This is a genomic window from Vibrio pelagius, assembly GCF_024347575.1.
In the GTDB taxonomy this organism is placed as follows: Bacteria; Pseudomonadota; Gammaproteobacteria; order Enterobacterales; family Vibrionaceae; genus Vibrio; species Vibrio pelagius.
In genome coordinates, this window is the sequence record NZ_AP025503.1 from 341145 (window position 1) to 364248 (window position 23104).

Here is a 23104-nt window from a genome sequence, read left to right on the forward strand (position 1 = left end):
AAAATATGAAAATGAATTTTCGTCCTCTATCGCTTAAATAGCAAACGGTTTTTTGTCATAGATTAGTTATCAATTTCTCCGTTTAGACGTCTAGACTCCTTTTTAATGTGTGATAGGATGGAGTGATAATTAAAGGAATGAGGCTGTACTGTGGGAAGTAATGTAAAGCAACAGATCGAAGCTCAGTTAGAGCAACGAATTCTATTGATCGATGGTGGTATGGGCACCATGATCCAGAATTATAAACTGGAAGAGCAGGACTATCGAGGTGAGCGCTTTGCCAATTGGCATAGTGATCTTAAAGGCAATAACGACCTTTTGGTGCTTACTCAACCTCAGCTTATTAAGGACATACATTCGGCTTACTTAGAAGCTGGCGCAGACATCCTTGAAACCAATACCTTTAACGCAACTACCATTGCGATGGCTGACTATGATATGGAAAGCCTCAGTGAAGAGATTAACTTTGCTGCTGCTAAGTTGGCGCGTGAAGCTGCTGATGAGTGGACTGCAAAAACACCTAACAAGCCTCGTTACGTAGCTGGCGTGCTTGGCCCAACGAACCGTACTTGTTCGATTTCCCCTGATGTAAATGACCCTGGCTATCGAAATGTTAGCTTTGATGAGTTAGTGGAGGCTTACTCCGAATCAACTCGAGCGCTGATTAAAGGTGGTTCTGATCTGATCCTGATTGAGACCATTTTCGATACTCTAAATGCTAAGGCTTGTGCATTTGCCGTTGATACTGTGTTCGAGGAGTTAGGGATTACTCTTCCAGTCATGATCTCAGGTACTATCACAGACGCATCAGGTCGAACGCTTTCCGGTCAAACAACAGAAGCTTTCTACAATTCATTGCGTCACGTTCGCCCACTGTCCTTTGGCTTGAACTGTGCCCTTGGGCCTGATGAACTGCGACCTTATGTCGATGAGCTTTCTCGCATTTCAGAAACCTTTGTTTCAGTTCACCCTAATGCTGGTCTTCCTAACGCATTTGGTGAATACGATCTCTCTCCTGAAGATATGGCCTCTCATGTAAAAGAGTGGGCGGAGAGCGGCTTCCTAAACCTAATCGGTGGTTGTTGTGGCACCACTCCAGAACATATTCGCCATATGGCTAATGTGGTCGAGAACGTTAAGCCGCGAGCTTTACCTGAGTTAGCTGTTTCATGCCGCCTATCAGGGTTAGAGCCCCTCACCATCGACAAAGACACCTTGTTCGTCAATGTTGGTGAGCGTACCAACGTTACTGGTTCTGCTCGATTCAAGCGTCTAATTAAAGAAGAGCTTTATGACGAGGCTCTGGAAGTTGCTCGTCAACAAGTTGAGAATGGCGCACAAATCATCGATATCAACATGGATGAAGGCATGCTAGATGCTGAGGCGTGTATGGTGCGTTTCTTAAATCTATGTGCGTCTGAACCTGAGATCTCTAAAGTGCCTATTATGGTCGACTCTTCGAAGTGGGAAGTCATCGAAGCGGGCCTGAAATGTATTCAAGGCAAGGGCATCGTTAACTCCATCTCTTTAAAAGAAGGTAAAGAGAAATTTGTTGAGCAAGCTAAGCTGATTCGCCGTTATGGTGCTGCGGTTATCGTGATGGCTTTTGACGAAGTCGGTCAAGCAGAAACCCGTCAGCGTAAGCTAGAGATTTGTACTAACGCATACAATATCTTGGTGGATGAAGTTGGTTTCCCACCGGAAGATATTATCTTCGACCCGAACATCTTTGCTGTTGCGACCGGTATTGAAGAGCACAACAACTACGCGGTTGATTTCATTGACGCGGTAGCAGACATCAAACGCGACCTTCCATATGCGATGATTTCAGGCGGTGTTTCTAACGTATCGTTTTCTTTCCGTGGTAACAACTACGTTCGAGAAGCGATTCACGCGGTATTCCTGTATCACTGTTTCAAGAACGGTATGGACATGGGTATCGTTAATGCTGGTCAGCTTGAAATTTACGATAACGTCCCAGATAAACTGCGTGAAGCGGTAGAAGATGTTGTTCTTAATCGTCGTGATGACTCGACTGAGAGATTACTAGATATCGCTGCGGAATACGCTAATAAAGGTGTTGGTAAAGAGGAAGATGCTTCCGCACTCGAGTGGCGTACTTGGGCGGTTGAGAAGCGCCTAGAGCATGCACTTGTCAAAGGTATTACTGAATTTATCGTCGAAGATACTGAAGAAGCTCGTTTGAATGCCAGTAAGCCATTAGAGGTCATTGAAGGTCCCTTGATGGATGGCATGAATGTTGTGGGTGATCTGTTTGGTGAAGGTAAGATGTTCCTTCCTCAGGTAGTTAAGTCAGCGCGTGTAATGAAGCAAGCCGTTGCACACTTGGAGCCTTTCATTAACGCTTCTAAGCAAGCTGGTTCTTCAAACGGTAAGATTTTGCTCGCTACCGTAAAAGGCGATGTTCACGATATCGGCAAGAACATTGTGGGCGTGGTACTGCAGTGTAATAACTACGAGATTATTGACCTTGGAGTGATGGTTCCTTGCGAACAGATCCTAAAAGTCGCTAAAGAAGAGAATGTCGACATTATCGGCCTATCTGGCCTAATTACTCCATCACTCGATGAGATGGTGCATGTCGCTAAAGAGATGGAACGTTTGGATTTCGATTTGCCACTGTTGATTGGTGGTGCAACAACTTCCAAGGCGCATACTGCCGTTAAGATTGAACAGAACTACAAGAACCCTGTGGTGTATGTGAACAACGCATCACGAGCGGTTGGGGTATGTACGTCTCTATTATCTGATGAGCTTCGCCCGGCGTTTGTTGAGAAGCTAGATTTGGATTATGAGCGTGTCCGTGATCAGCACAACCGTAAAAAGCCTCGCACTAAGCCGGTAACGTTAGAGCAAGCTCGAGCGAATAAAGTGGCTATTGATTGGGAAAGCTATACGCCGCCAGCTCCAGCTAAGCCGGGTGTGCATGTTTATGATGACTTTGATGTTTCGACTTTGCGTCGTTACATTGACTGGACTCCGTTCTTCATGACTTGGTCGCTAGTGGGCAAATACCCTGCCATTCTTGAACATGAAGAAGTAGGCGAAGAGGCAAAACGTCTATTCAAAGACGCCAATGACCTGCTTGATCGAGTTGAACGTGAGGGCTTACTTAAAGCTCGTGGTATGTGTGCGCTGTTCCCTGCGGCAAGCGTTGGTGATGATATTGAAGTTTATACTGATGAATCACGCACTGAGGTGGCTAAGGTTCTTCATAACCTACGTCAGCAAACAGAAAAACCAAGAGGTTTTAACTACTGTCTGTCTGATTACATTGCACCAAAAGAGTCAGGTAAGAAAGATTGGATCGGTGCCTTTGCCGTAACAGGTGGCATTGGAGAGCGTGAGCTTGCTGATGAATATAAAGCGGCGGGCGATGACTACAACGCCATCATGATTCAAGCGGTAGCTGACCGACTTGCTGAAGCATTTGCCGAGTACTTACATGAGCAAGTACGTAAAGATATCTGGGGCTACTCAGCCGATGAAAACCTATCGAATGATGAGTTGATTCGTGAGAAGTATCAAGGTATTCGTCCAGCACCGGGTTATCCTGCATGTCCTGAGCATACTGAAAAAGGCTCATTGTGGGAGCTACTGAAAGTGGAAGAGACGATCGATATGTCTTTGACGAGCAGTTACGCGATGTGGCCAGGTGCATCAGTATCGGGTTGGTATTTCTCTCACCCTGATTCACGTTACTTTGCAATTGCTCAGATTCAGCAAGATCAAGTAGATAGCTACGCTGATCGCAAGGGCTGGGATGCGCTGGAAGCAGAGAAGTGGTTAGGTCCAAACATTAACTAAGATCGACTAGAAAGTAAAAGGGTTGCCATTGCGCAACCCTTTTTTAAATCTGTTTGAATGTATTACTCTTGCTCAAATAACTCTTGGTGGAGTTTCTGAATTGCCGAGCGAGAAACGGACTCATGCACTAAGAAACAAAGGTTGTGTGGGCTTGCGCCGTAGCAGATCATGCGTAAGTTGAAGTCTTCAAGAGTGCTGAAGACCTGTTTTGCATAGCCTTTGCTCTCACTCATATTGTTACCGATAAGTGCCACAAGGCATAGGTTGTGTTCAACTTCTACTGTACATAGCTCTTCAAGCTCTTTGCGCACGACTTCAGGCAGTTCTGGAGCTCCACCAGAAGTGTCTGTCTGATCCAGCGTCAGAGAGACACTGATCTCTGACGTTGTAATAAGATCGACAGAGATCTTATGCTTAGCAAGGATTTCAAATACTTTTGCTAGGAAGCCGTATGCATGGAACATGTTCGCACTGCGCAGTGTGACCATAGTTTGGTTACAACGCAGGGCAAGTGCTCTGAACAGTGGCGAGCTCTCAACTTGTTGACGAATCCAAGTACCGCCTTTTTCAGGTTCTTTAGAAGAGCCGACAAAGACAGGAATTTTATGACGTAGCGCTGGCACCAATGTAGAAGGGTGCAAGATCTTCGCGCCAAAGTTCGCCATCTCAGAGGCTTCACTGAAGCTGATCTCTGGAATTGGTGAAGCTTTAGGGGCGATACGAGGATCTGTGGTGTAGATCCCCGGGACATCAGTCCAAATCTCTAGACCAGAAGCTAATACTGACTCTGCAATGAGTGCTGCTGAATAGTCGCTTCCGCCACGACCGAGTGTGGTTGTATTGCCTTCATCGTCCGCACCAATAAAGCCTTGAGTGATGACGACGTACTCTTGGCATAAAGGAATCAGTTTCTCTTGAGCAAGCTGAGAGATCTGCTCCAGTTGAGGTTCTGCTTTGCCGTAAGCGTCATTGGTACGCAACACTTCTCTAATATCAAATCTGACTGCAGATACGCCACGCTCTCGAAGAATTTGCGCAAAAAGGTGGGTCGACATTAGCTCACCACACGCCACTAGATGGTCAGTTAACTTGGCACTGGACTGAAAAGATGCAGCTTCTGCAGCACTGGCAACGTTGTCCAAAATCGCATGGATCTCTTTCTCGACACTCATAGGCTCTGCGAGTTGATCTAAAATCGCGTGATGAATATCGGTTAGTTGACTCATTAGCTCTTGGCGGCGGGCTTGGTCTTGTACACCGTTTGCCAGTTCAACTAAAAGATTGGTGACGCCTGAACACGCACTGCTGACAACAAGCTTGGTATTTGGGTTATTCTCAATAATGGCTGCACAGTGACTCATTGCTTCAAAGTTAGCAACGCTTGTCCCACCGAATTTGGCGACATTAAAAGAACCAGCTACATTAGATGCGCTCACGATAAATCTCCCGACTTCCTAAAATAAAAATTACTGTTGGTAATCCAACGTCCAATGTTTTGAAGAGAGGGTTTAGAGCAAAAAGAGAGGTGTGTATTTGAATTGTAAACCTCAGAAGCTCCTCATCATATTGGAATGATGACAGTTAATGGGATTCAGCCCAATTAACCGATAACAGAAACCCGACATGTTTCAGTTACCTCGGCACTGCTCCCCCTGAATGCTCTGTATTGGAAATGTGGTTCCACAAAACATCTACCTGGGCAGTGCTCCTCTTCTGCTTGATAGCTGATTTATTGAACGTGTTTGCGGTAAGAATGTCAATCGATAACTCAAGATAAAGTGAAAATAAATTTAACAATTCTGTGACAGTGGTTTGACCTCGAGACTTTCGACTAATTGCTGAGGTTGTAGATTTGCTTTAGTGTGGAAGGTTGATGTCATAAACATAAAGGATAATTATGTCGAACCTGCACACAATCTCAATCGCTGAAAGCTTCTTTCCTCCTCATCGCACGTTAATGGGACCTGGGCCTTCTGATATTTCCCCGCGAGTGCTACAGGCGCTGAGTCGTCCTACTATCGGTCACTTAGATCCTCTGTTTATCAATATGATGGATGAAGTGAAACAGCTACTAAAGTACGCCTTCCAAACGGAAAACGAGTTTACGATTGCGGTCTCAGCACCGGGTAGTGCAGGTATGGAAACCTGCTTCGTCAATCTGATTGAACCTGGCGAAAAAGTGATTGTGTGCCGTAATGGTGTATTTGGTGAGCGAATGCGTGAAAACGTAGTTCGCTGTGGTGGCGAAGCTATTTTGGTTGACGATGAGTGGGGGAGACCTGTATCGGTCGATAAAGTGGAGCAAGCACTCACTGAGCACCCAGATGCGGTCGCGGTTGCGTTTGTTCACGCAGAAACATCAACGGGCGCCCTTACAGATGCGGAAGCGATTTCTCAGGTTGCTCGTCGTTTTGACGCACTAACCATCGTGGATGCTGTGACTTCATTGGGTGGTGTCCCGCTGCTGGTGGACGAATGGCAGTTAGATGCCGTCTATTCGGGTAGTCAGAAGTGTTTATCTTGTGTTCCGGGCCTTTCGCCAGTGACGTTTTCGCAAAAAGCGGTAGAGAAGATGAAAGCGCGTCAATCGCCTGTGCAGAGTTGGTTCTTAGATCAGAGCTTGGTACTGGGGTACTGGAGTGGGGAAGGAAAGCGTAGCTATCATCATACTGCGCCGGTAAATAGCCTGTACGCACTGCATGAATCTTTAGTGATTCTACGCAATGAAGGGTTAGAGAATGCTTGGGAGCGTCATCAATCAGCGCATCGTGAGTTAAAGGTTGGGCTTGAATCGCTGGGTCTAAGCTTTGTGGTTGAAGAGGGAAGTCGGCTACCACAATTGAACGCGGTGTATTTCCCTGAAGGGATTGATGAAGCGGCGGTTCGAACACGACTGCTTGAAGAGTACAACCTAGAGATTGGCGCAGGTCTTGGCGCATTAGCCGGGAAAGCGTGGCGAATTGGCTTAATGGGTTATGGTGCTCGCAAAGAGAATGTTGCCTTGTGTTTGAAAGCTCTGGCGGATGTTTTAAAGTAAACAGAGTGACTCATTGATTTAAAAGGCGAACGAATCATCTCGTTCGCCTTTTTTATTGCGTTGCTATTGAGCGCTGCTGTGCGCTGATGAGGTCGATGATTTTACCTGTGATGGGCGCTGGTACTGCACCGTTGAAAAATCTCGATTAGGGAATAGGAATTGCGCTTCGCTGCGAATTTGTTCTGCTTTGCTTTCGTCCCCTAAGCCTTGGTAAGCCAAGATCAGGTTGTTGTAAAACGCAGGTCGAGGCTTCGACTTGATGATATTCAAAGACCAATCGATATACGGCTGAATCAGCTTCGGATCTTCTTGATAGAGTCCGATATTGAGATAAGTACTGTAGATATCCCAATCGTAACGATCTTTCCAAACTACAGGGTTCGAAACCTCTTTTAGAATGTCCGGATTTTTAGGCTGAGACTTCTCAAACTTGGTCAGTACATAGTTGGTATGCAGGGCACTTAACATATAAAAGCTGACAAGAATAGGCACAACCAAGCTCGTTACTCTAAACAACGTCTTACTGATAATGCTAAATCCCTTTTGGTAATGCTGGGAAGTGCGTTGATCTACCCAGTAAAGGAGCACGATAAAGGTGATCCAGTGAATCGCTGAGTGGTAAAACGGATACTCAAGTTGTGAGTGTAAAACGATCGGAATAAACAACGCGAACAATGCGAGCCGCGTTCCTTTTATTGCAGTGGTTATCCGACCTGCGACTAAAGCCGCTGCAAGCAGAATACCGATAATAGGCACGATACCGCCTTCGACGCCCCAAAATAACAACTCATTGTGTGGATGGTCCATCGCTGGAAGGCCAGGGTGATAATTGGGATTAAGTTGATGTTGGCGTGCTGTATAGAGCGTATATTCAGACTCAAACTTACCGTAGCCGTAACCAGAAAATGGCTTTTCCACCATCATGTCGAGGGCTTGCGGAAAAGTATAAGCTCGAGGGCTTTCTAAGTGTGTACGCTTGCTGGCTAAGCTATCCGCTGCTTGTAAGTTGATGATAGCGAAACCGGCAATCAGCCCAAGTACGACAGAACCACACCAGCCGTAAAAACGTTTCTTGGTCGAAAACTTGTAAAGGTATGGCAGGATAAGGACAAAGCTTAACACGCTGGCTAGCCAACCCGTTCTGGATGCGATGATGATCAGCAGTGGTACTGTGATTGCTGGCATAAGATAGAGCAGAAATGATTCACTCAGTTTGAGGTTGTACTTGGTTGGTTGTCTTGCCAGTAGATAAGCAGAAAGTACAAACCCAGTTGCGAGAAAACTTGCCATCACATTTGGTTGTTGAAAAATACCATAAGGACGGTTGGCTTTGGTGTTGTAACCAAACATATTGCCCGCTTCTAAGAAAAAGTACTGGAAGTAACCAAACAGAGCTTGAAGCATCACGGCAAGTACAATGAACCACAGTAAGCGCTGCTTGTGTTTGTTACTGAATTTGAACTGCTGAAGAAGAACAAACAACGCGAAACCAGCCCATAGTCCAAGTAAGCGACCTGAAGCTCCGGAAAGTGCAGCATTACTGTATAAAACTGGCAGGGTAAGAATTATGCAGCTAATCAGAAGTCCAATAGTGAGCTTTGAGTATTTGATGACACGGTTATTGGCCATTTGATAAAAGCCAATTGCCAGAGTAAAGCTCAAGGCAAGCCATGTGGTTGGGTTGAAGGAGAGCGCTAGGCCTGAACCACCAGGGTTGGGCATAAAAAAGTGCATAGCGATGAGAAAGACAACAGCCAAAGAAACCAAAAAGGGCTTATTGAGCGGAAGTTGAGTCACTTGAGCCTCAAGCTGTGTACCACTGGTGTGTATTGTCGCCATAGATCCTTAACCTTATAAAAACGGGGCTTGTTCAACTAGAACAAGCCCCGATACTGTAACACTTTTCGCCTTATTCGCTGAGTGCTATTGTAGACCTATTTCATAGTTAACATAGGCTTAAGAAAACGAGCGGTGTGAGAACCTTCGACTAATGCCACATCTTCTGGTGTACCAGCGGCAATAATTTCACCGCCACCTTGGCCACCCTCTGGGCCAAGATCGATGATCCAGTCTGCGGTTTTAATCACATCCAAGTTGTGTTCGATGACTACGACGGTGTTTCCGTGGTCACGCAGACGGTGTAGAACGGTCAATAGCTGTTGGATATCGTGGAAGTGTAGGCCTGTGGTTGGCTCATCTAGGATATAAAGAGTCTTACCAGTATCACGTTTAGATAGTTCACGAGCCAGTTTAACACGCTGCGCTTCACCACCAGACAGCGTTGTCGCGGCTTGTCCGAGTCGAATATATGACAAGCCCACGTCCATTAATGTTTGGAGCTTGCGTGCGATCACTGGAACTGGGTTAAAGAATTCGCGAGCATCTTCGACCGTCATCTCTAACACTTCATCGATGGTCTTGCCTTTGTAGCGTACTTCCAACGTTTCACGGTTATAGCGTTTCCCTTTACATACATCACAAGGAACGTATACATCTGGTAAGAAGTGCATTTCGACTTTAATAACCCCATCACCCTGACAGGCTTCACAGCGTCCACCTCGAACGTTGAAGCTAAAGCGGCCCGGCTTGTAACCACGAGAACGCGCTTCTTGTGTACCCGAAAACAGTTCACGAATCGGTGTGAAGATACCAGTATAGGTTGCAGGGTTAGAGCGCGGGGTGCGTCCAATTGGGCTTTGGTCGATATCGATAACCTTATCGAAATGCTCTAAGCCTTTTATCTTCTTATATGGCGCTGGTACTGCCGTGGTTGCACCGTTAAGTTGCGTGTGGGCGATCTTAAAGAAGGTATCGTTAATTAGAGTTGATTTGCCTGAACCTGACACGCCTGTAATACAGCTGAACAGACCGACAGGAATTGTGGCTGTCACCTCTTTAAGGTTGTTGCCTGTCGCACCAATTAGCTCAACCACTTTCTTTTTGTCGATTGGAGTACGCTCTTTTGGTACGGCAATTTCTTTTACGCCACTGAGGTACTGACCAGTTAAAGAGTTTGGATTGTCGATGATCTCTTGCATGGTGCCTTCGGCTACAACATTACCACCATGAACACCAGCGCCCGGACCAATATCAATCACGTGATCGGCGCAACGAATCGCATCTTCATCATGCTCTACCACCAATACCGTGTTACCAAGATCGCGAAGGTGTACGAGAGTCTGTAGTAGTCGCTCATTGTCGCGCTGGTGGAGACCAATGGAAGGTTCATCTAGAACATACATAACGCCAACCAGACCTGCACCAATTTGGCTTGCAAGTCGGATTCGTTGCGCTTCACCACCCGAAAGTGTCTCTGCGCTGCGTGATAGGTTGAGGTAGTTCAAGCCAACGTTGACCAGGAAGTGCAGGCGGTCGTTGATCTCTTTCATTACCTTTTCAGCAATTTGGGCGCGCTGACCGTTTAATTGTAGATTTTGGAAGAATGCCAATGCATCAGCAATACTCAGCTCGACAATTTGCGGTAGGGTAGTATCACCAATAAATACATTACGTGCTTCGAGTCTTAGACGAGTGCCACCACAGCTAGAACATGACTTGGTTGAGATGTATTTCGCTAGATCTTCACGAACCGAGTTTGACTCCGTATCACGGTAGCGTCTCTCTAACGTATTCAGAATACCTTCAAACGGGTGACGCTTAACTCGAATATCGCCACGATCATTGATGTACTTAAATTCAACCTCTGTTCGACCTGAGCCTTTCAAGATGATGTCTTGAGTTTTCTTTGGTAAAGAGCTGAACGGGGAAAATAGATCAAATCCGTAGTGCTCAGCTAGCGAGGTGAGCATTTGGAAGTAGTAATAGTTCTTTTGATCCCAACCTTTGATGGCACCGTCTGCAATACTTAGGTTGTCGTCAACAATAATGCGGCTTGGGTCGAAGTATTGCTGTACACCTAGGCCATCACAGGTACCACAGGCACCGGCAGGGTTATTGAAAGAGAACAGTCGTGGTTCAAGCTCTTGCATGCTGTAACCACATTTCGGGCAAGCGAAGTTAGCCGAAAATACGATCTCTTCTTGATCGTTATCGTCCATCCAATCGACAACAGCGATACCGCCAGATAGCTCTAGAGTCGTCTCAAAAGACTCAGCGAGTCGTTGTTGAAGATCAGGGCGAACCTTAAAGCGATCCACTACCACTTCAATCGTGTGTTTCTTATGCAGTTCTAGTGCTGGTGGATCGGAAAGATCACAAGTCTCTCCGTCGATCCTTGCTCTAATAAAGCCTTGAGCCGCAAGGTTTTGCAGTGTCTTAACATGCTCACCCTTACGCTCTTTAACGATAGGTGCCAGCAGCATCATCTTCGAGCCCTCTGGCAGCTCTAGTACCTTGTCCACCATTTGGCTGATGGTTTGCGCAGCAAGAGGGATGTGGTGATCTGGACAACGAGGTTCACCAACACGAGCATACAAGAGTCTCAGGTAATCATAGACTTCGGTAATTGTACCGACGGTTGAACGCGGGTTATGAGATGTTGACTTTTGCTCGATAGAGATCGCTGGAGACAGGCCTTCAATGTGGTCAACATCGGGTTTTTCCATCAGGGATAAAAATTGACGAGCGTAGGCAGACAGTGACTCAACGTAGCGGCGTTGACCTTCTGCATAGAGGGTGTCGAAAGCCAGTGAAGACTTACCAGATCCAGACAAACCCGTAATCACAATTAGCTTATCTCTTGGGATTGTTAGGTTTATATCTTTGAGGTTGTGCGTGCGAGCACCCCTTACTTCAATTTTATCCATTTCGGGCAACCATGTAGTTTTCAGTGGCTAAAGTATTACATAGTGTGAGTTTTGTGCAAAGTTTTACTGGATAAAAAAACAGTACAAAAAGGCAGCTCGATTGAGCTGCCTTCAAAATACATTTAAAGCAGGATGCGATTAAGCTTCTTTCTTGGTTGAGTGTTTATCTAACTCAACTTTTTGCTCGTCTTTTTTGTATAGGTTTTCGTAGCAGAAGTTTGTTGCTTCGATATAGCCTTCAATGCTACCACAGTCGAAGCGTTTACCTTTGAATTTGTAGGCAAGTACACAGCCTGATTGAGCCTGTTTTAGTAGCGCATCGGTGATTTGAATCTCGCCGCCTTTGCCAGGTTCAGTATTCTCAATCAGCTCGAAGATATCTGGGGTCAGAATGTAGCGACCAATGATGGCTAGGTTACTTGGAGCGGTGCCTTGCTCTGGTTTCTCTACCATGTCATCCACGCGGTAAAGGTCATCTTTAATCATTTCACCTGAGATCACACCGTATTTGTGTGTTTCGTCTTCTGGCACTTCTTGTACCGCAACAATTGAACAACGGAACTGTTTGTAAAGTGCGACCATCTGCGCAAGTACACCCTGCTGCTCGTTCACGCATAAGTCATCAGCCAGTACCACAGCAAACGGTTCATCACCAACAAGCTCACGACCAGTTAAGATAGCGTGACCTAAGCCCTTCATTTCACGCTGACGAATGTAGGTGAAGTTTGCCGCTTCAATCGTTTCACGAATGTTATACAGCAGTTCTTCTTTATTAGTGCCACTGATTTGGTGCTCAAGTTCGTAGTTTTTGTCGAAGTGGTCCATGATCGAGTGCTTACCACGGCCTGTTACGATACACATGCCGTCCATGCCTGCTTCAATGGCTTCTTCAACGCCATATTCTATGAGTGGTTTGCTCACAACAGGCATCATCTCTTTTGGCATCGATTTAGTTGCAGGTAAGAAACGTGTACCGTAGCCAGCCGCCGGGAAAAGGCACTTTTTAATCATGGTAAAAACCCTATATCTTTAATAATTATCGAATCAGCTTAGTGCGCTGAACATTTCTGAGGGCAACTCTAGCACAGGTAATGTCGAAAATTCAGCAACAATCCGTATGCTTTATTGGAGCTGACCTCAAAAATATTAATATTGGCATGTTATGAAATTAGGTTCTGGTTTGCCCACGCTATAGCTTGCACTCGATTCTTTACAGCCAGTTTACCGTTTTAGCGCGTAAAGCCTCGCCCGCTCCAAGGGCGGGGATACAAGCGCATACCGCGAAGCGGTATTTACAGAACCAACCATTTTCTGTAAACTATTTCATATGAAGCGAGCATACAAAGAAAGATTCTATCCAACCGAACAACAAACCGAACTACTGGCAAAGTCGTTTGGTTGTGCTCGTTTTGTCTGGAATAACTCGCTAAAGTTCCGCACCGATGCGTACTATGAGCGTGGTGAATCTATTGCTCACTCAGTGTTGGAAAAGCGTTTAGTGCCTTTAAAAGCTGAGTTTGAGTGGTTGAAAGAAGTATCTAGCGTGATATTTCAACAATGCCTACGCGATCAACAAGAGGCATTCAAAAACTTCTGGGAGAAGCGCACCAAGTACCCTAAGTTCAAATCGAAACATCATAAGCAATCCATTCGTCTAACCAAAGCTGCGTTTAACTATAAAGACGGGCAATTATTCATTGCTAAGTCAAAGCAACCTTTAGATATTCGTTGGTCGCGTGAACTACCAAGCGAACCTAGTTCAATCACTATTTCAAAAGACAAAGCAGGTCGATACTATGTGTCGATGCTATGTGAGTTTGAACCTAAATCAATGCCAATAACCGCTAAAACGGTTGGCATTGATTTAGGTTTAAATAACCTGTTCATCACTGATAGCGGTGAGAAAGTCGATAATCCTCGCTACACCAAATGCTACGAAAAGAAACTGGCATATCTACAGCGAAAGCTCGCCAAGAAAAAGAAAGGCAGCAAGAACCGCGACAAGATGCGTCAGAAAGTCGCTAGGCTACATGCAAAAATAGCCGATTGTCGATTAGATAACTTGCACAAGTTATCTCGCAGACTAATAGATGAAAGCCAAATCATCTGTGTTGAGTCGCTCCAAGTGAAGAACATGATCCGAAATCCAAAACTAGCTAAGTATATCGCTGACGCTTCATGGGGCGAGTTTGTCCGTCAATTGAAGTACAAAGCGGAATGGGCTGGACGCACTATCGCAGAGATAGACCGCTTCTTTCCTAGCTCAAAACGTTGCTCTAGTTGCGGGTTTGTACATGAATCCATGCCGCTTAATCTCAGAGACTGGACTTGTCCAGAGTGCCAAACGCACCATGATCGTTATCTATTACATAAAATAACCAGTCCACATAGTAAACAAAGAATACTTTACATCTAAATACCTACGTCATAGAATCCATATCTATTACAGTTCTTCACAGTAAGAGAGTGGAAGTCATGCAGGTAAGAAAGATTAAGATCAATAACCAGAGTGAAGACTTCTGGATTGTAGTTGGATCTGATTACCTCCCTATCAAAGAAATAGACCTTTACCTTAAATACCTACTCTCTACTGGTAAGTCACCAAACACCATAAGATCATACGCCTATCACCTAAAGGAACTGTGGCTCTTTTTAGCTGATGCTGAACTGGAATGGGACAATGTTGGCTTGGTCGAAATGTCGAAATTTATCAACTGGCTGAAAGTTGGTTATACAGGGAATGTAATGACGTTATCTGAAACCACGTCATTACGCTCAGAGAAAACAATCAACACCATCGTTACGGCAGTGATCTCTTTTTATGACTATCACTCAAGGCTGGATAACACAAAAGAGTTGCAGACCAAGAAAGCCAACAAGTTTGGCGGCAAAAACTACAAATCTTTCTTGCACCACATAAGCAATCAAGAAGGTAACTCCAGAAACATCCTCAAGATAAAAGAACCTAAGCGAATTCCTAAAACACTCACCACTGATCAGGTGAAAAACCTGATTAAAGTAAGTGGTAACAGAAGAGATAAGTTTCTAATCAGCTTGCTTTACGAAACAGGAATGAGGATCGGTGAAGCTCTTGGGTTAAAGCATGAGGACATCCAGAGTTGGGACAAAGTTATTCAAGTTATTCCTCGTAAGAAAAACGAAAATAACGCTAGAGCCAAAAGTGACGAGCAAAGGACGATAGATGTTAGTACGCAACTAATTCAGTTGTACACGGACTACGTAGTGTATGACTTTGACGAAATTGAGTCCGATTATGTATTTGTGAATATTTGGGGAGAGAATGTCGGCAAGCCTCTGACTTATAGCACTGTCTACACCAAATTTCGACGCTTGGCTGAGAAACATGGTATCCCTTTTTCGCCGCACATCTTTAGGCACACTCATGCCACCGAACTATTAAGAAGCGGTTGGGATGCGTCATATGTCCAGAAGCGGCTCGGACATAAAGACATACAAACAACCATAAACACCTATGCCCACTTGGATGACCAAGACCTCAAGCAAGCATTTCAGAAATTCCAGAAGGACAAAAAATGAGTAACAAACTAGCAATTGTAGGCACTGGTAGCACAGGGCTGAATGCGAAAGAGGTAAACCCTTCTGATAGTGTCAGGAAACTTGCTATAGAGGCTGTTGAGCGCATGTTAACAGGCGAGCCTGTAAGAGTGGCGAAAGAGTCAAAGTTGGTATTTAAGAATGTCGCCAAAGAAGCTGGTATATCTTCAACAGTGCTTCATCGAGAGTTCGGTGATGTGATGAGTTATGTTGAGGCTAGAAAACGCAGTGGGAAAGCACCGCGCACCACAATCCATGCTATCGACGCTAGAAAAAAGTGCTTTGAAGCTATCAGGCGCATCGTAGGCAAAGAGCCACTTGTCATTTCCAAAAGTGCAAAACTCAATGTTAAGAATGTAGGCAGAGAGGCAGATGTCGATGATTCCTATATTTACCAAGCATTACCTGATGTCCTTGAGGAAATTGTTAAACAGCAATCTGAAAATGAAGTCTTCGGAAATAAGGAAACTAATGCCAAGTTGATGGCTGCGCTTCAAAGGTTAGTAGAAAAAAACAAAAAGGTAACGGTTAAAGATGTTTGCCGTGAGGCAAAGATGCGCGAACAATTTGATATGGTAGTTCGCAAGAGCTATCCAGATGTACATAGCGCCATTCTTGATGTTATCACTAGGCAAAAGGAAGAGAAACGCTTAGAAGAGCGCACAGCCATTTTAGAAGCACTAGAGCGCCTAAGAACAGGCAACCCATTAAACACTACGCCAATACCTGCTGGGCGCTATTTAAGCGTTAAAAAGCTGATGCATGAGTCAGGTGTACATGAAACAACTATTCTTCGGTATCACCGTGACATAGCTGATGACTGTATATCCCAAAAAAGGATTGATACTGATGACGTGTGGTTTTTGAATGATGGCGAACTTGAGGTTAAAGGTGGTACTGATGCGTCAAAACTCAACTTTAGCCAGATTCCTTTTGAGTGGCTCAAGAAGTCAGCTATGGACTTCATCAAGGCGAGTTATGCAACAAAATCGACGGGCACTTTAGTTGGTCATATTCATGCCATAAAAATGTTTGGTAATGCTCTTCAAGAGCTGAACGAATCATGCACACCAACTGATATTGATCGTTCGCTAATAGAAAAAATGCTATTTGTTTGGTCGAAAGCTGGGTTAAAAAACACGAGCTTAAAAAGAAGGCTTGGTTCGCTCAGGCAGTATGTTGAATGGTGTGAAGATACAGGGGTCATTACATTCGGCTCTACGAGACTAATTCGTGACTCCGACTATCCTAAAGAAGAGAAAAAAATTCCTAAGTTCATACCCGAATATGTAATGAGCCAGTTAAACGCCAACATAGACGGCCTTCACCCACATGTGATGCGATTTTTCTTAACACTTCAAGAGGTGGGGATGCGTATAAGCGAGTGCTGCGCCCTGCCGTTTGACTGTATTTATGCCGATGCTCAGGGTGATTACTTCATCAAGTATTACCAATTCAAAATGAAAAAAGACCATGTTGTTCCCATCAGCACAGAACTGGTTGAAGTTATAAAAGAGCAGCAGCGTGAAGTGATTGCTGAATTTGGCAGCGCGACAGAATTGTTATTCCCTACGCCTAAATTCCAACAAAATAAACGAGCATATCCTCGTGCGGGGAAGGCGTGGTCTAAAGGAACGTTAATTAAAAACCTTAACGCACTGGCTAACGAGCGCAACATAGTTAGCGAAGACGGTAGCATTTACCATTTTTCTTTTCATAAATTTAGACATACCACAGCGACTCGAATGATCAACAACGGAGTCCCACAACATATTGTTCAAAGGTACTTAGGGCATGAGTCGCCGACGATGACTAGCACCTATGCGCATATATTGGATAAAACGTTAAAACAGGAGTTCGCTAAATTCCAAGGTAAGATGGTTGATATTAATGGGGATATCTATGGTGTGGAAGAGGTTGCTAATAGCTTGTCAGAAGGCTCAGATGCAGACTCTCTAGATGCTCAGTGGCTAAAGAAAAACATTGCTGTCCAAACCTTGCCAAACGGACTTTGTTCACTTCCCGTTGTGCAAGGAAGCTGTCCTCATGCTAATGCTTGCTTGACCTGTCCTAGCTTTAGAACTGACCATCGGTATCTTCCTCAACATAAAGATCAGTTGCAACGAACAGAAGAAATTATTGCTACGTGTGCAAGTAAGGGGTGGACACGGCAACTAGAAATGAATGAAAAAATTAAGCAATCACTGGTAAATATCATTGAACCGCTAGAGGTAAAGCAAAATGACGCATAAGAGAAATACTTCTGGTCTGAAATCTACAGCAGGAAAAAAGAAAGAGGTGGCTCTTAAGAAAACGGATGAAGCCATAAAGCGGCTAATAAAGACCGATAAGCCAATCAATTTCAACACGGTTGCAGAAGAAGCTGGAGTATCCAAAGCGTGGCTGTACAAAGAAACCGAAGTCTCTGAGCGAATTAAGCGACTAAGGGAGCAATCATCGAGCAAGAAACCTTCTGCTCGAACCACAACTTCTAAGGTCGGTGACGCCTCTAAAGACGCTCTAATAGCCACTCTTAAGTCCAGAGTGAGAGAATTAGAGTCGGAAAACAATGACCTTAAAAAACAGCTAGAGGTGGTATACGGAAAGCTCCATGATGCTACTATGTAGATATATCCACATAGTCAGAGGTATTATATAAAAAAGGATTTTTGTTTAGTAGGCGGCTTCATGTATAGATAGTGATCGAGATATTAACGCAGCAATGAATATAAAAACCGTCGGACTGGCGGGGTTAGTCTAGGGAGCGACTGGATCGGGGATTGGAGCAATCCAGTCTAGTGAAGGCGTGATGAGCTAGAAACGTTCTCATAGCAATATAAGAACCCTTGCCCAACAGGGCGGGGAGAAGTCAGGAAAGATTTGATAAAGATGGGATTTGACTGTGAACTCACTGATGAAGAGATCTTCTGCGATTTGGGTATTCGAAGCGCCAGTTTGAAGACAGCGTATCACTTGTAATTCACGGATAGTTAAGTCGACCGTAATGGGACAAGTGCTGATGTTGACGATATTGCGATAGTAGAACAGCAACTGACTGGTGATTTTTCGAGGTAGCCAATTCTCACCATCAATGATCCTAGTGATGCCTTTGGCTATCTTTGGTTTTGTATCGCTGCAGTAGAATAACCCTTTTAAGTGGCCGAAGCGGATGATCTCTTGAGTTTGCAACGGCTTTTCAACATTGAACAGAATGATTTCAAAGTTCTTCCACAAAACGGCAAGGTTGGGGAAAGCCTCAAACAGCTCAGGCAGTTGCTTGTAGTCGACCAAGAGGGTTCGGTTGCTCTGCTTTTTATTAACACACATCAACTCTCCCGGAGGCATTCTATACATTGGAATAGACAGCAACTTTTCTATTTCATTGATGTATAGGTGACTCTGTTCTGTATCTGAGCATAAAAAGTGTAGGGTGCGAGTATATCTCGATACCTTCATATGAAAGCTCCTTCTATAATTTAGAGGCGTTCACACTGTCATGATGTGAATTTCATCACTAGTCGCTATATTATGACTTGCGTTGAATATCAATTGACCAAGTAAATGAGTGGTTTATAAGTGGCGAAAAAAACAACATTCGTCTGAATATCATGATTTGTTACGTTTTTATTCTTTCGATTCAATAGAGAATCGGATTGCGATTTATCACTGTTAAAAAGCGTGTTATTCTTATGCGCTAAAATTTTTAAGACTATGAATTTAGACGGAGCAAATCATGGCTAGCCGTGGAGTTAACAAAGTTATATTAGTGGGTAACCTAGGTAATGACCCTGAAATTCGTTACATGCCAAATGGCGGTGCAGTAGCGAACATTACCATTGCAACGTCAGAATCATGGCGTGATAAAGCAACTGGCGAGCAGCGCGAGAAAACAGAATGGCACCGTGTCGCTCTGTTCGGCAAACTAGCAGAAGTTGCAGGTGAATACCTACGTAAAGGTTCTCAAGTTTACATTGAAGGCCAACTGCAAACCCGTAAATGGCAAGATCAAAGCGGTCAAGATCGCTACACAACAGAAGTTGTGGTTCAAGGCTTTAACGGTGTAATGCAAATGCTTGGCGGTCGTGCTCAAGGCGGCGCACCAGCTCAAGGCGGTATGGGTGGTCAACAGCAACAAGGTGGTTGGGGTCAACCTCAGCAACCACAACAGCAGCAATACAGTGCACCTGCTCAGCAGCAAGCACCTCAACAGCAAGCTCCACAACAGGCTCAACCTCAATATAATGAGCCTCCAATGGATTTTGATGACGACATCCCGTTCTAGACTCTGTTTTTCATAAATCAGAAAACAAAGTATTAAAATGGAAAAGCCGCGTTTGTCGCGGCTTTTTGCTACCCAAAAGGCTTAACGCTTTATTTACAACCTCGAATTATAGTATAACGAAGCAGTACGGTATAATGTGAGTTGAAAAGGATTTCGTTATTCATGAGATATACCCCAACCCTTAAGTTGAGCACCCGTTTGGTTGCATTCGTTACTGTTATTGTTATCAGTGCAATGTTTATTCTATTCATCGGGGGCACACTCTCTTTCAAACGCATTGGGCAAGAGTATCTCGATCACTATTTGGTCGGGATTGTCGATGTTGTGGATAAAGAGATGGAAGATCCTGATGCCGCGTATTCTATGCAGCGTTGGATGCCCAAAATGTTGCAGGCCAGCAATATCGTCGAGATGAAGCTCTCAAACTCCACCGGTATTGTTTATCGCTTTAAAGACACGTCTCCGCAAATCGACTCAGATCGCCTTTATGAGCGTACTTTTGTATTGGAGCGAAATAATGGCTACCAAATCGAATTCAAGGCGTTACCTCCTTATATTGGTTACAACTATTCAATGGAAGCAATGTGGTCGATAACTTTAGCGGTGGCTCTGATCATTTTCTGCTTAGCGAGAGGTGTGCGGTGGCTTAAAGAGCAACTAATGGGCTCTGAAATGCTCGAAGAGCGCGGACGAATGATTCTTGCTGGGCAAGTGGAGTCTCATGCTAAGGGGGATGAGCGAGAGTGGCCATATACAGCCAGTGAGGCTCTTGATGTATTGATTGAAGAGCTGCAAGACGCCCGGCAAGAGCGCAGTCGTTTTGATACCTTTATTCGCACACATACCTTCTTAGATAAACTCACCGGTACGGCTAATCGAGTACTTTTCGATAACAAACTGGAATCGGCTCTGCATGAGAGTGGGGCGCGTGGCGGTGTGCTTCTTGTCCGTATCGATGAGTGGGAACAAGTTCGAGACAGCAATGACAAGCAAGTCACTGACGCCTTTATCGTTGAAGTGGGTGAAGTATTGTCCAATATCGTCCAGCGTTATCCTGATGTTATCTTCTCTCGATATTACGATGCCGACTTTGCGGTGTTCATTCCTCATCAAGGTAGTAAATATATTGCGACATTGGCTGCCCAATGTTTGAGACAACTTGATAAATTGACCCCACCGGAGCCGCTAGATGTGGATAATTGGTGCCACATCGGTGTGACCATGTATGCAGAGGGTGAGCGCCATAGTCAAATTATGAATGAGGCTGAAACGGCGCTGAAAAGTGCTCAGTTAGAGCGAAGTAACAACTGGAGTCGTTACCCTAAGCTAAATAAGAATGAGCTGGATCGCGGTAGTGTTCGTTGGCGAACATTATTGGATAGGGCATTGCAGCCGGAAAACTTAGTAATCTTCGCACAGCAGTGTTATCTTATGTCCAATAAAGGGCAACCTTATGAATTACATAGAGAAATGTTCGCAAGGATTCAAGACCCAGAGAAAGGTTTACTCAAGTCTTCTCGGTTTATGCCTGCAGTAGAGCAGATAGGTTACCAAGCGCAAATGGATCAGTCAGTTTTACGGGTTTTATTGAAGTCAGTAAAAGAATCCTCGGAGCTGATGCATTACTCTATTAATCTAAATGTTACTCCTTTCGCGAATAAGCAGCACTTTAAGTGGTTTAGAAGTGAGTTATTGCAGCTTTCAACCCAACAACGCGCGCATTTAGGTTTTGAATTCTCAGAAGGTCATGTGATCGCCCACTTGGATTACATGAGACCTGTCGCAAAAATGCTGAAAGGACTTGGATGCAAAGTGACGGTTGGCCAAGCGGGTCGAACGATTGTCAGCACTCACTATATTAAGGATTTGAAAATCGACTTTATTAAGCTGCATAGAAGCTTGGTTAAGAAGATCGATCAAAGGCATGAAAATCAACTGTTTGTACGCAGTTTGATTGGAGCTTGTGGAGATTCTCCAACGCAGGTTATTGCGGTTGGTGTAGAAACGAACTCAGAGAAAAATACTCTGCTTGAGTTGGGAATCCACGGCTATCAAGGACGATTGTTTGATGAAGAGAGGCAAATTATTCCGGTTCCTCAACTGGATAAGCCTAAGTTAAAAACAGAGTCGGTAGTTAAAGTTGGCCGAAGAAATCGATGGCGTAAGAGTAGTAGTTAACCATGAAGTTAAAAGCGATTTTAAATAAAATAAAGCCTGCCTCAAATGGCCCACAAGCTCAGGTGGTTTTATTAAGCAGCGAAGCGGTTTATGTTTCAGCAGCGGATAATAGCGTCATTGCTACACCAATCATGAATGGTGATTGGGAGAGTGCCTTGAAAAAGTCACTTGCAAGTGATGTTTTCAATAGCGCTAGCCTGCAATTGATCGTGAGTGCTAACTACTACCAAACCTATCAAATTGATAAGCCGGAAATTCCTGAAAGTGAATGGCCGGTCGCATTGCCTTTCTTGCTCAAAGATCTTGTGTCAGAGCGTGTTACTGAAATCACCGCCAGTGCGGTTACTTTGCCTACGTCGAACAAACTTCAAGTATATGTTCTTGCAAAAAAACTCCTTAATAAACTACTGAATGTAGCAGGACAAGCTCAAGTGACACTCAATGGTGTGGCACCTGAAGATGAACTGTGGGGTTACAGCGCGGGTGAGCTATCGAACTTCATTTTATTGCAACGCAGCAAAAACGCGCACTTTAAGCTGGGTGCTTTTGTCGATCATACCGTGTGTTTCCAGCGCTCTATTCGTAGTGTTGTGCCACCGTTAACTGGAGTTGCCTCGAGTGCTCTTCAAATGGACGGTCTGGCGCTTGAGCTGCAACGTTCAATTGATTACCTCTCTTCACAGATCAAAGGTGTGCAACTGCGACAGCTAAAAATATGCTGCGATGAAGAGGATGAAGTAGAGCTAAAAGAGGCGCTATCTAATACCTTAAGTTCTAGTGTGTCTCTGATCAGTGAGAATCGGCGTGAAAGTTCCGAATCGCTGCTTGTAGAGCTCGCACAAGCACACTCTGAATTCAGAGTTAATCTCTATCCAGAGCATTTAAAGCCGAAAAAAGAGTATTTTACTCTAACCAATGTTGCAGCATCTTGGGCTTTAGTTTCTGCTGTTATGCTCTCAGCTTATGGTTTTATACACTATCAAACAGTTAATGTTGCAGATGAACTGGTTGTTCTTCAGCAAAAGTCCAATCAATTAAACAGTCAGGTGAAGCAGCTTAATGCTGAATTAGTGCAACATAAGCCCTCTCCAGAGAAAGTGGCGGCCGTTGAGCGTCTCAAACGTGAGATTCAAGCAAAAAAAGACGCATTACTGGCGGTAGGTCAATACGACGAGAGCCAGCAAATGGGGTATTCTGGCGTCATGAACGCCCTGGCTAAATTGGGGCGTAATGACATCTCGCTTTCTCGCATTTATATGACTCATGACTCGCTTGATCTTTCAGGTTTCGCTCGCAGTGCCGAGGTGATTCCTAATTGGGTTGGGCAGTTCAAAAATGAGCTTAATCTCGTGGGGCGCGCGTTTGAAAAACTGAAGATTGGTCGCAATGACCAAGATGTTGTGACGTTTGAATTAAGCACCCGTAGGGAGAATTAAT

14 protein-coding genes and 1 riboswitch are annotated in these 23104 nt (G+C 44.6%); of the genes, 9 read left to right on the forward strand and 5 right to left on the reverse strand.

Translation table 11 applies throughout. The features are described from left to right. The first annotated feature begins 150 nt into the window (after nucleotides 1–150). Nucleotides 151–3828 (forward strand): methionine synthase, encoded by a 3678-nt coding sequence (gene metH / locus vsple_RS01605; RefSeq protein WP_261882486.1) that lies wholly within the window; start codon nucleotides 151–153, stop codon nucleotides 3826–3828. A gap of 62 nt (nucleotides 3829–3890) precedes the next feature. On the opposite strand, the gene lysC is transcribed toward metH, so the two are convergent. Next, nucleotides 3891–5264 carry a lysine-sensitive aspartokinase 3 gene (gene lysC, locus vsple_RS01610; protein ID WP_261882487.1) on the reverse strand — a complete coding sequence of 458 codons (1374 nt, stop codon included), beginning with the start codon at nucleotides 5262–5264 and terminating at the stop codon, nucleotides 3891–3893. 107 nt (nucleotides 5265–5371) lie between these two features. After that, nucleotides 5372–5549: riboswitch (Lysine riboswitch) on the reverse strand. A gap of 176 nt (nucleotides 5550–5725) precedes the next feature. Between lysC and vsple_RS01615 the strand changes: the two genes are divergently transcribed. Further along, complete coding sequence (locus vsple_RS01615) at nucleotides 5726–6865, forward strand: pyridoxal-phosphate-dependent aminotransferase family protein (protein WP_261882488.1); 1140 nt, start codon at nucleotides 5726–5728, stop codon at nucleotides 6863–6865. A gap of 63 nt (nucleotides 6866–6928) precedes the next feature. On the opposite strand, the gene vsple_RS01620 is transcribed toward vsple_RS01615, so the two are convergent. From vsple_RS01620 to galU, 3 genes are all read right to left on the reverse strand, one after another. After that, complete coding sequence (locus tag vsple_RS01620; protein WP_261882489.1) at nucleotides 6929–8704, reverse strand: PglL family O-oligosaccharyltransferase; 1776 nt, start codon at nucleotides 8702–8704, stop codon at nucleotides 6929–6931. A gap of 95 nt (nucleotides 8705–8799) precedes the next feature. Next, on the reverse strand, nucleotides 8800–11631 hold the full coding sequence (gene uvrA, locus vsple_RS01625; protein ID WP_261882490.1) for an excinuclease ABC subunit UvrA: 2832 nt from the start codon (nucleotides 11629–11631) through the stop codon (nucleotides 8800–8802). Nucleotides 11632–11769: 138 nt separating this feature from the next. Continuing rightward, the gene (gene galU, locus vsple_RS01630; protein WP_255231569.1) at nucleotides 11770–12642 is read right to left on the reverse strand and encodes a UTP--glucose-1-phosphate uridylyltransferase GalU; all 873 of its coding nucleotides are present in this window, start codon (nucleotides 12640–12642) and stop codon (nucleotides 11770–11772) included. A 316-nt stretch (nucleotides 12643–12958) separates the two neighbouring features. Between galU and vsple_RS01635 the strand changes: the two genes are divergently transcribed. Genes vsple_RS01635 through vsple_RS01650 form a run of 4 tightly spaced genes read left to right on the forward strand, consistent with a single transcriptional unit; the run spans nucleotide 12959 to nucleotide 17835 of the window. Beyond that, complete coding sequence (locus vsple_RS01635) at nucleotides 12959–14047, forward strand: RNA-guided endonuclease InsQ/TnpB family protein (protein ID WP_261882491.1); 1089 nt, start codon at nucleotides 12959–12961, stop codon at nucleotides 14045–14047. A gap of 59 nt (nucleotides 14048–14106) precedes the next feature. Then, nucleotides 14107–15189: a site-specific integrase gene (locus vsple_RS01640; protein ID WP_261882492.1), complete on the forward strand. Its 1083-nt coding sequence runs from the start codon at nucleotides 14107–14109 to the stop codon at nucleotides 15187–15189. Beyond that, nucleotides 15186–17459 (forward strand): tyrosine-type recombinase/integrase, encoded by a 2274-nt coding sequence (locus tag vsple_RS01645; protein WP_261882493.1) that lies wholly within the window; start codon nucleotides 15186–15188, stop codon nucleotides 17457–17459. Before vsple_RS01640 ends, vsple_RS01645 begins: the two co-directional genes overlap by 4 nt. After that, nucleotides 17449–17835 (forward strand): DUF6262 family protein, encoded by a 387-nt coding sequence (locus tag vsple_RS01650; protein WP_261882494.1) that lies wholly within the window; start codon nucleotides 17449–17451, stop codon nucleotides 17833–17835. Before vsple_RS01645 ends, vsple_RS01650 begins: the two co-directional genes overlap by 11 nt. 198 nt (nucleotides 17836–18033) lie before the next feature. Here the strand turns inward: vsple_RS01650 and vsple_RS01655 are convergent, their stop codons facing one another. Next, a complete protein-coding gene (locus vsple_RS01655) occupies nucleotides 18034–18663 on the reverse strand; it encodes a LuxR C-terminal-related transcriptional regulator (protein WP_261882495.1) in 630 nt (209 codons plus the stop codon). Nucleotides 18664–18940: 277 nt separating this feature from the next. On the opposite strand from vsple_RS01655, the gene vsple_RS01660 reads away from it, so the two are divergent. The 3 genes from vsple_RS01660 to vsple_RS01670 all read left to right on the forward strand — a co-directional run bounded on the left by vsple_RS01660 (nucleotide 18941) and on the right by vsple_RS01670 (nucleotide 23103). Next, entirely contained in the window at nucleotides 18941–19489 is a 549-nt protein-coding gene (locus vsple_RS01660) for a single-stranded DNA-binding protein (RefSeq protein ID WP_032552989.1), read from the forward strand. A gap of 162 nt (nucleotides 19490–19651) precedes the next feature. After that, nucleotides 19652–21667, forward strand: a complete 2016-nt coding sequence (gene csrD, locus vsple_RS01665) for an RNase E specificity factor CsrD (RefSeq protein WP_261882496.1) — start codon at nucleotides 19652–19654, stop codon at nucleotides 21665–21667. Nucleotides 21668–21669: 2 nt separating this feature from the next. Continuing rightward, the gene (locus vsple_RS01670; RefSeq protein ID WP_261882497.1) at nucleotides 21670–23103 is read left to right on the forward strand and encodes an MSHA biogenesis protein MshI; all 1434 of its coding nucleotides are present in this window, start codon (nucleotides 21670–21672) and stop codon (nucleotides 23101–23103) included. The last annotated feature ends 1 nt before the right edge of the window (nucleotide 23104 follow it).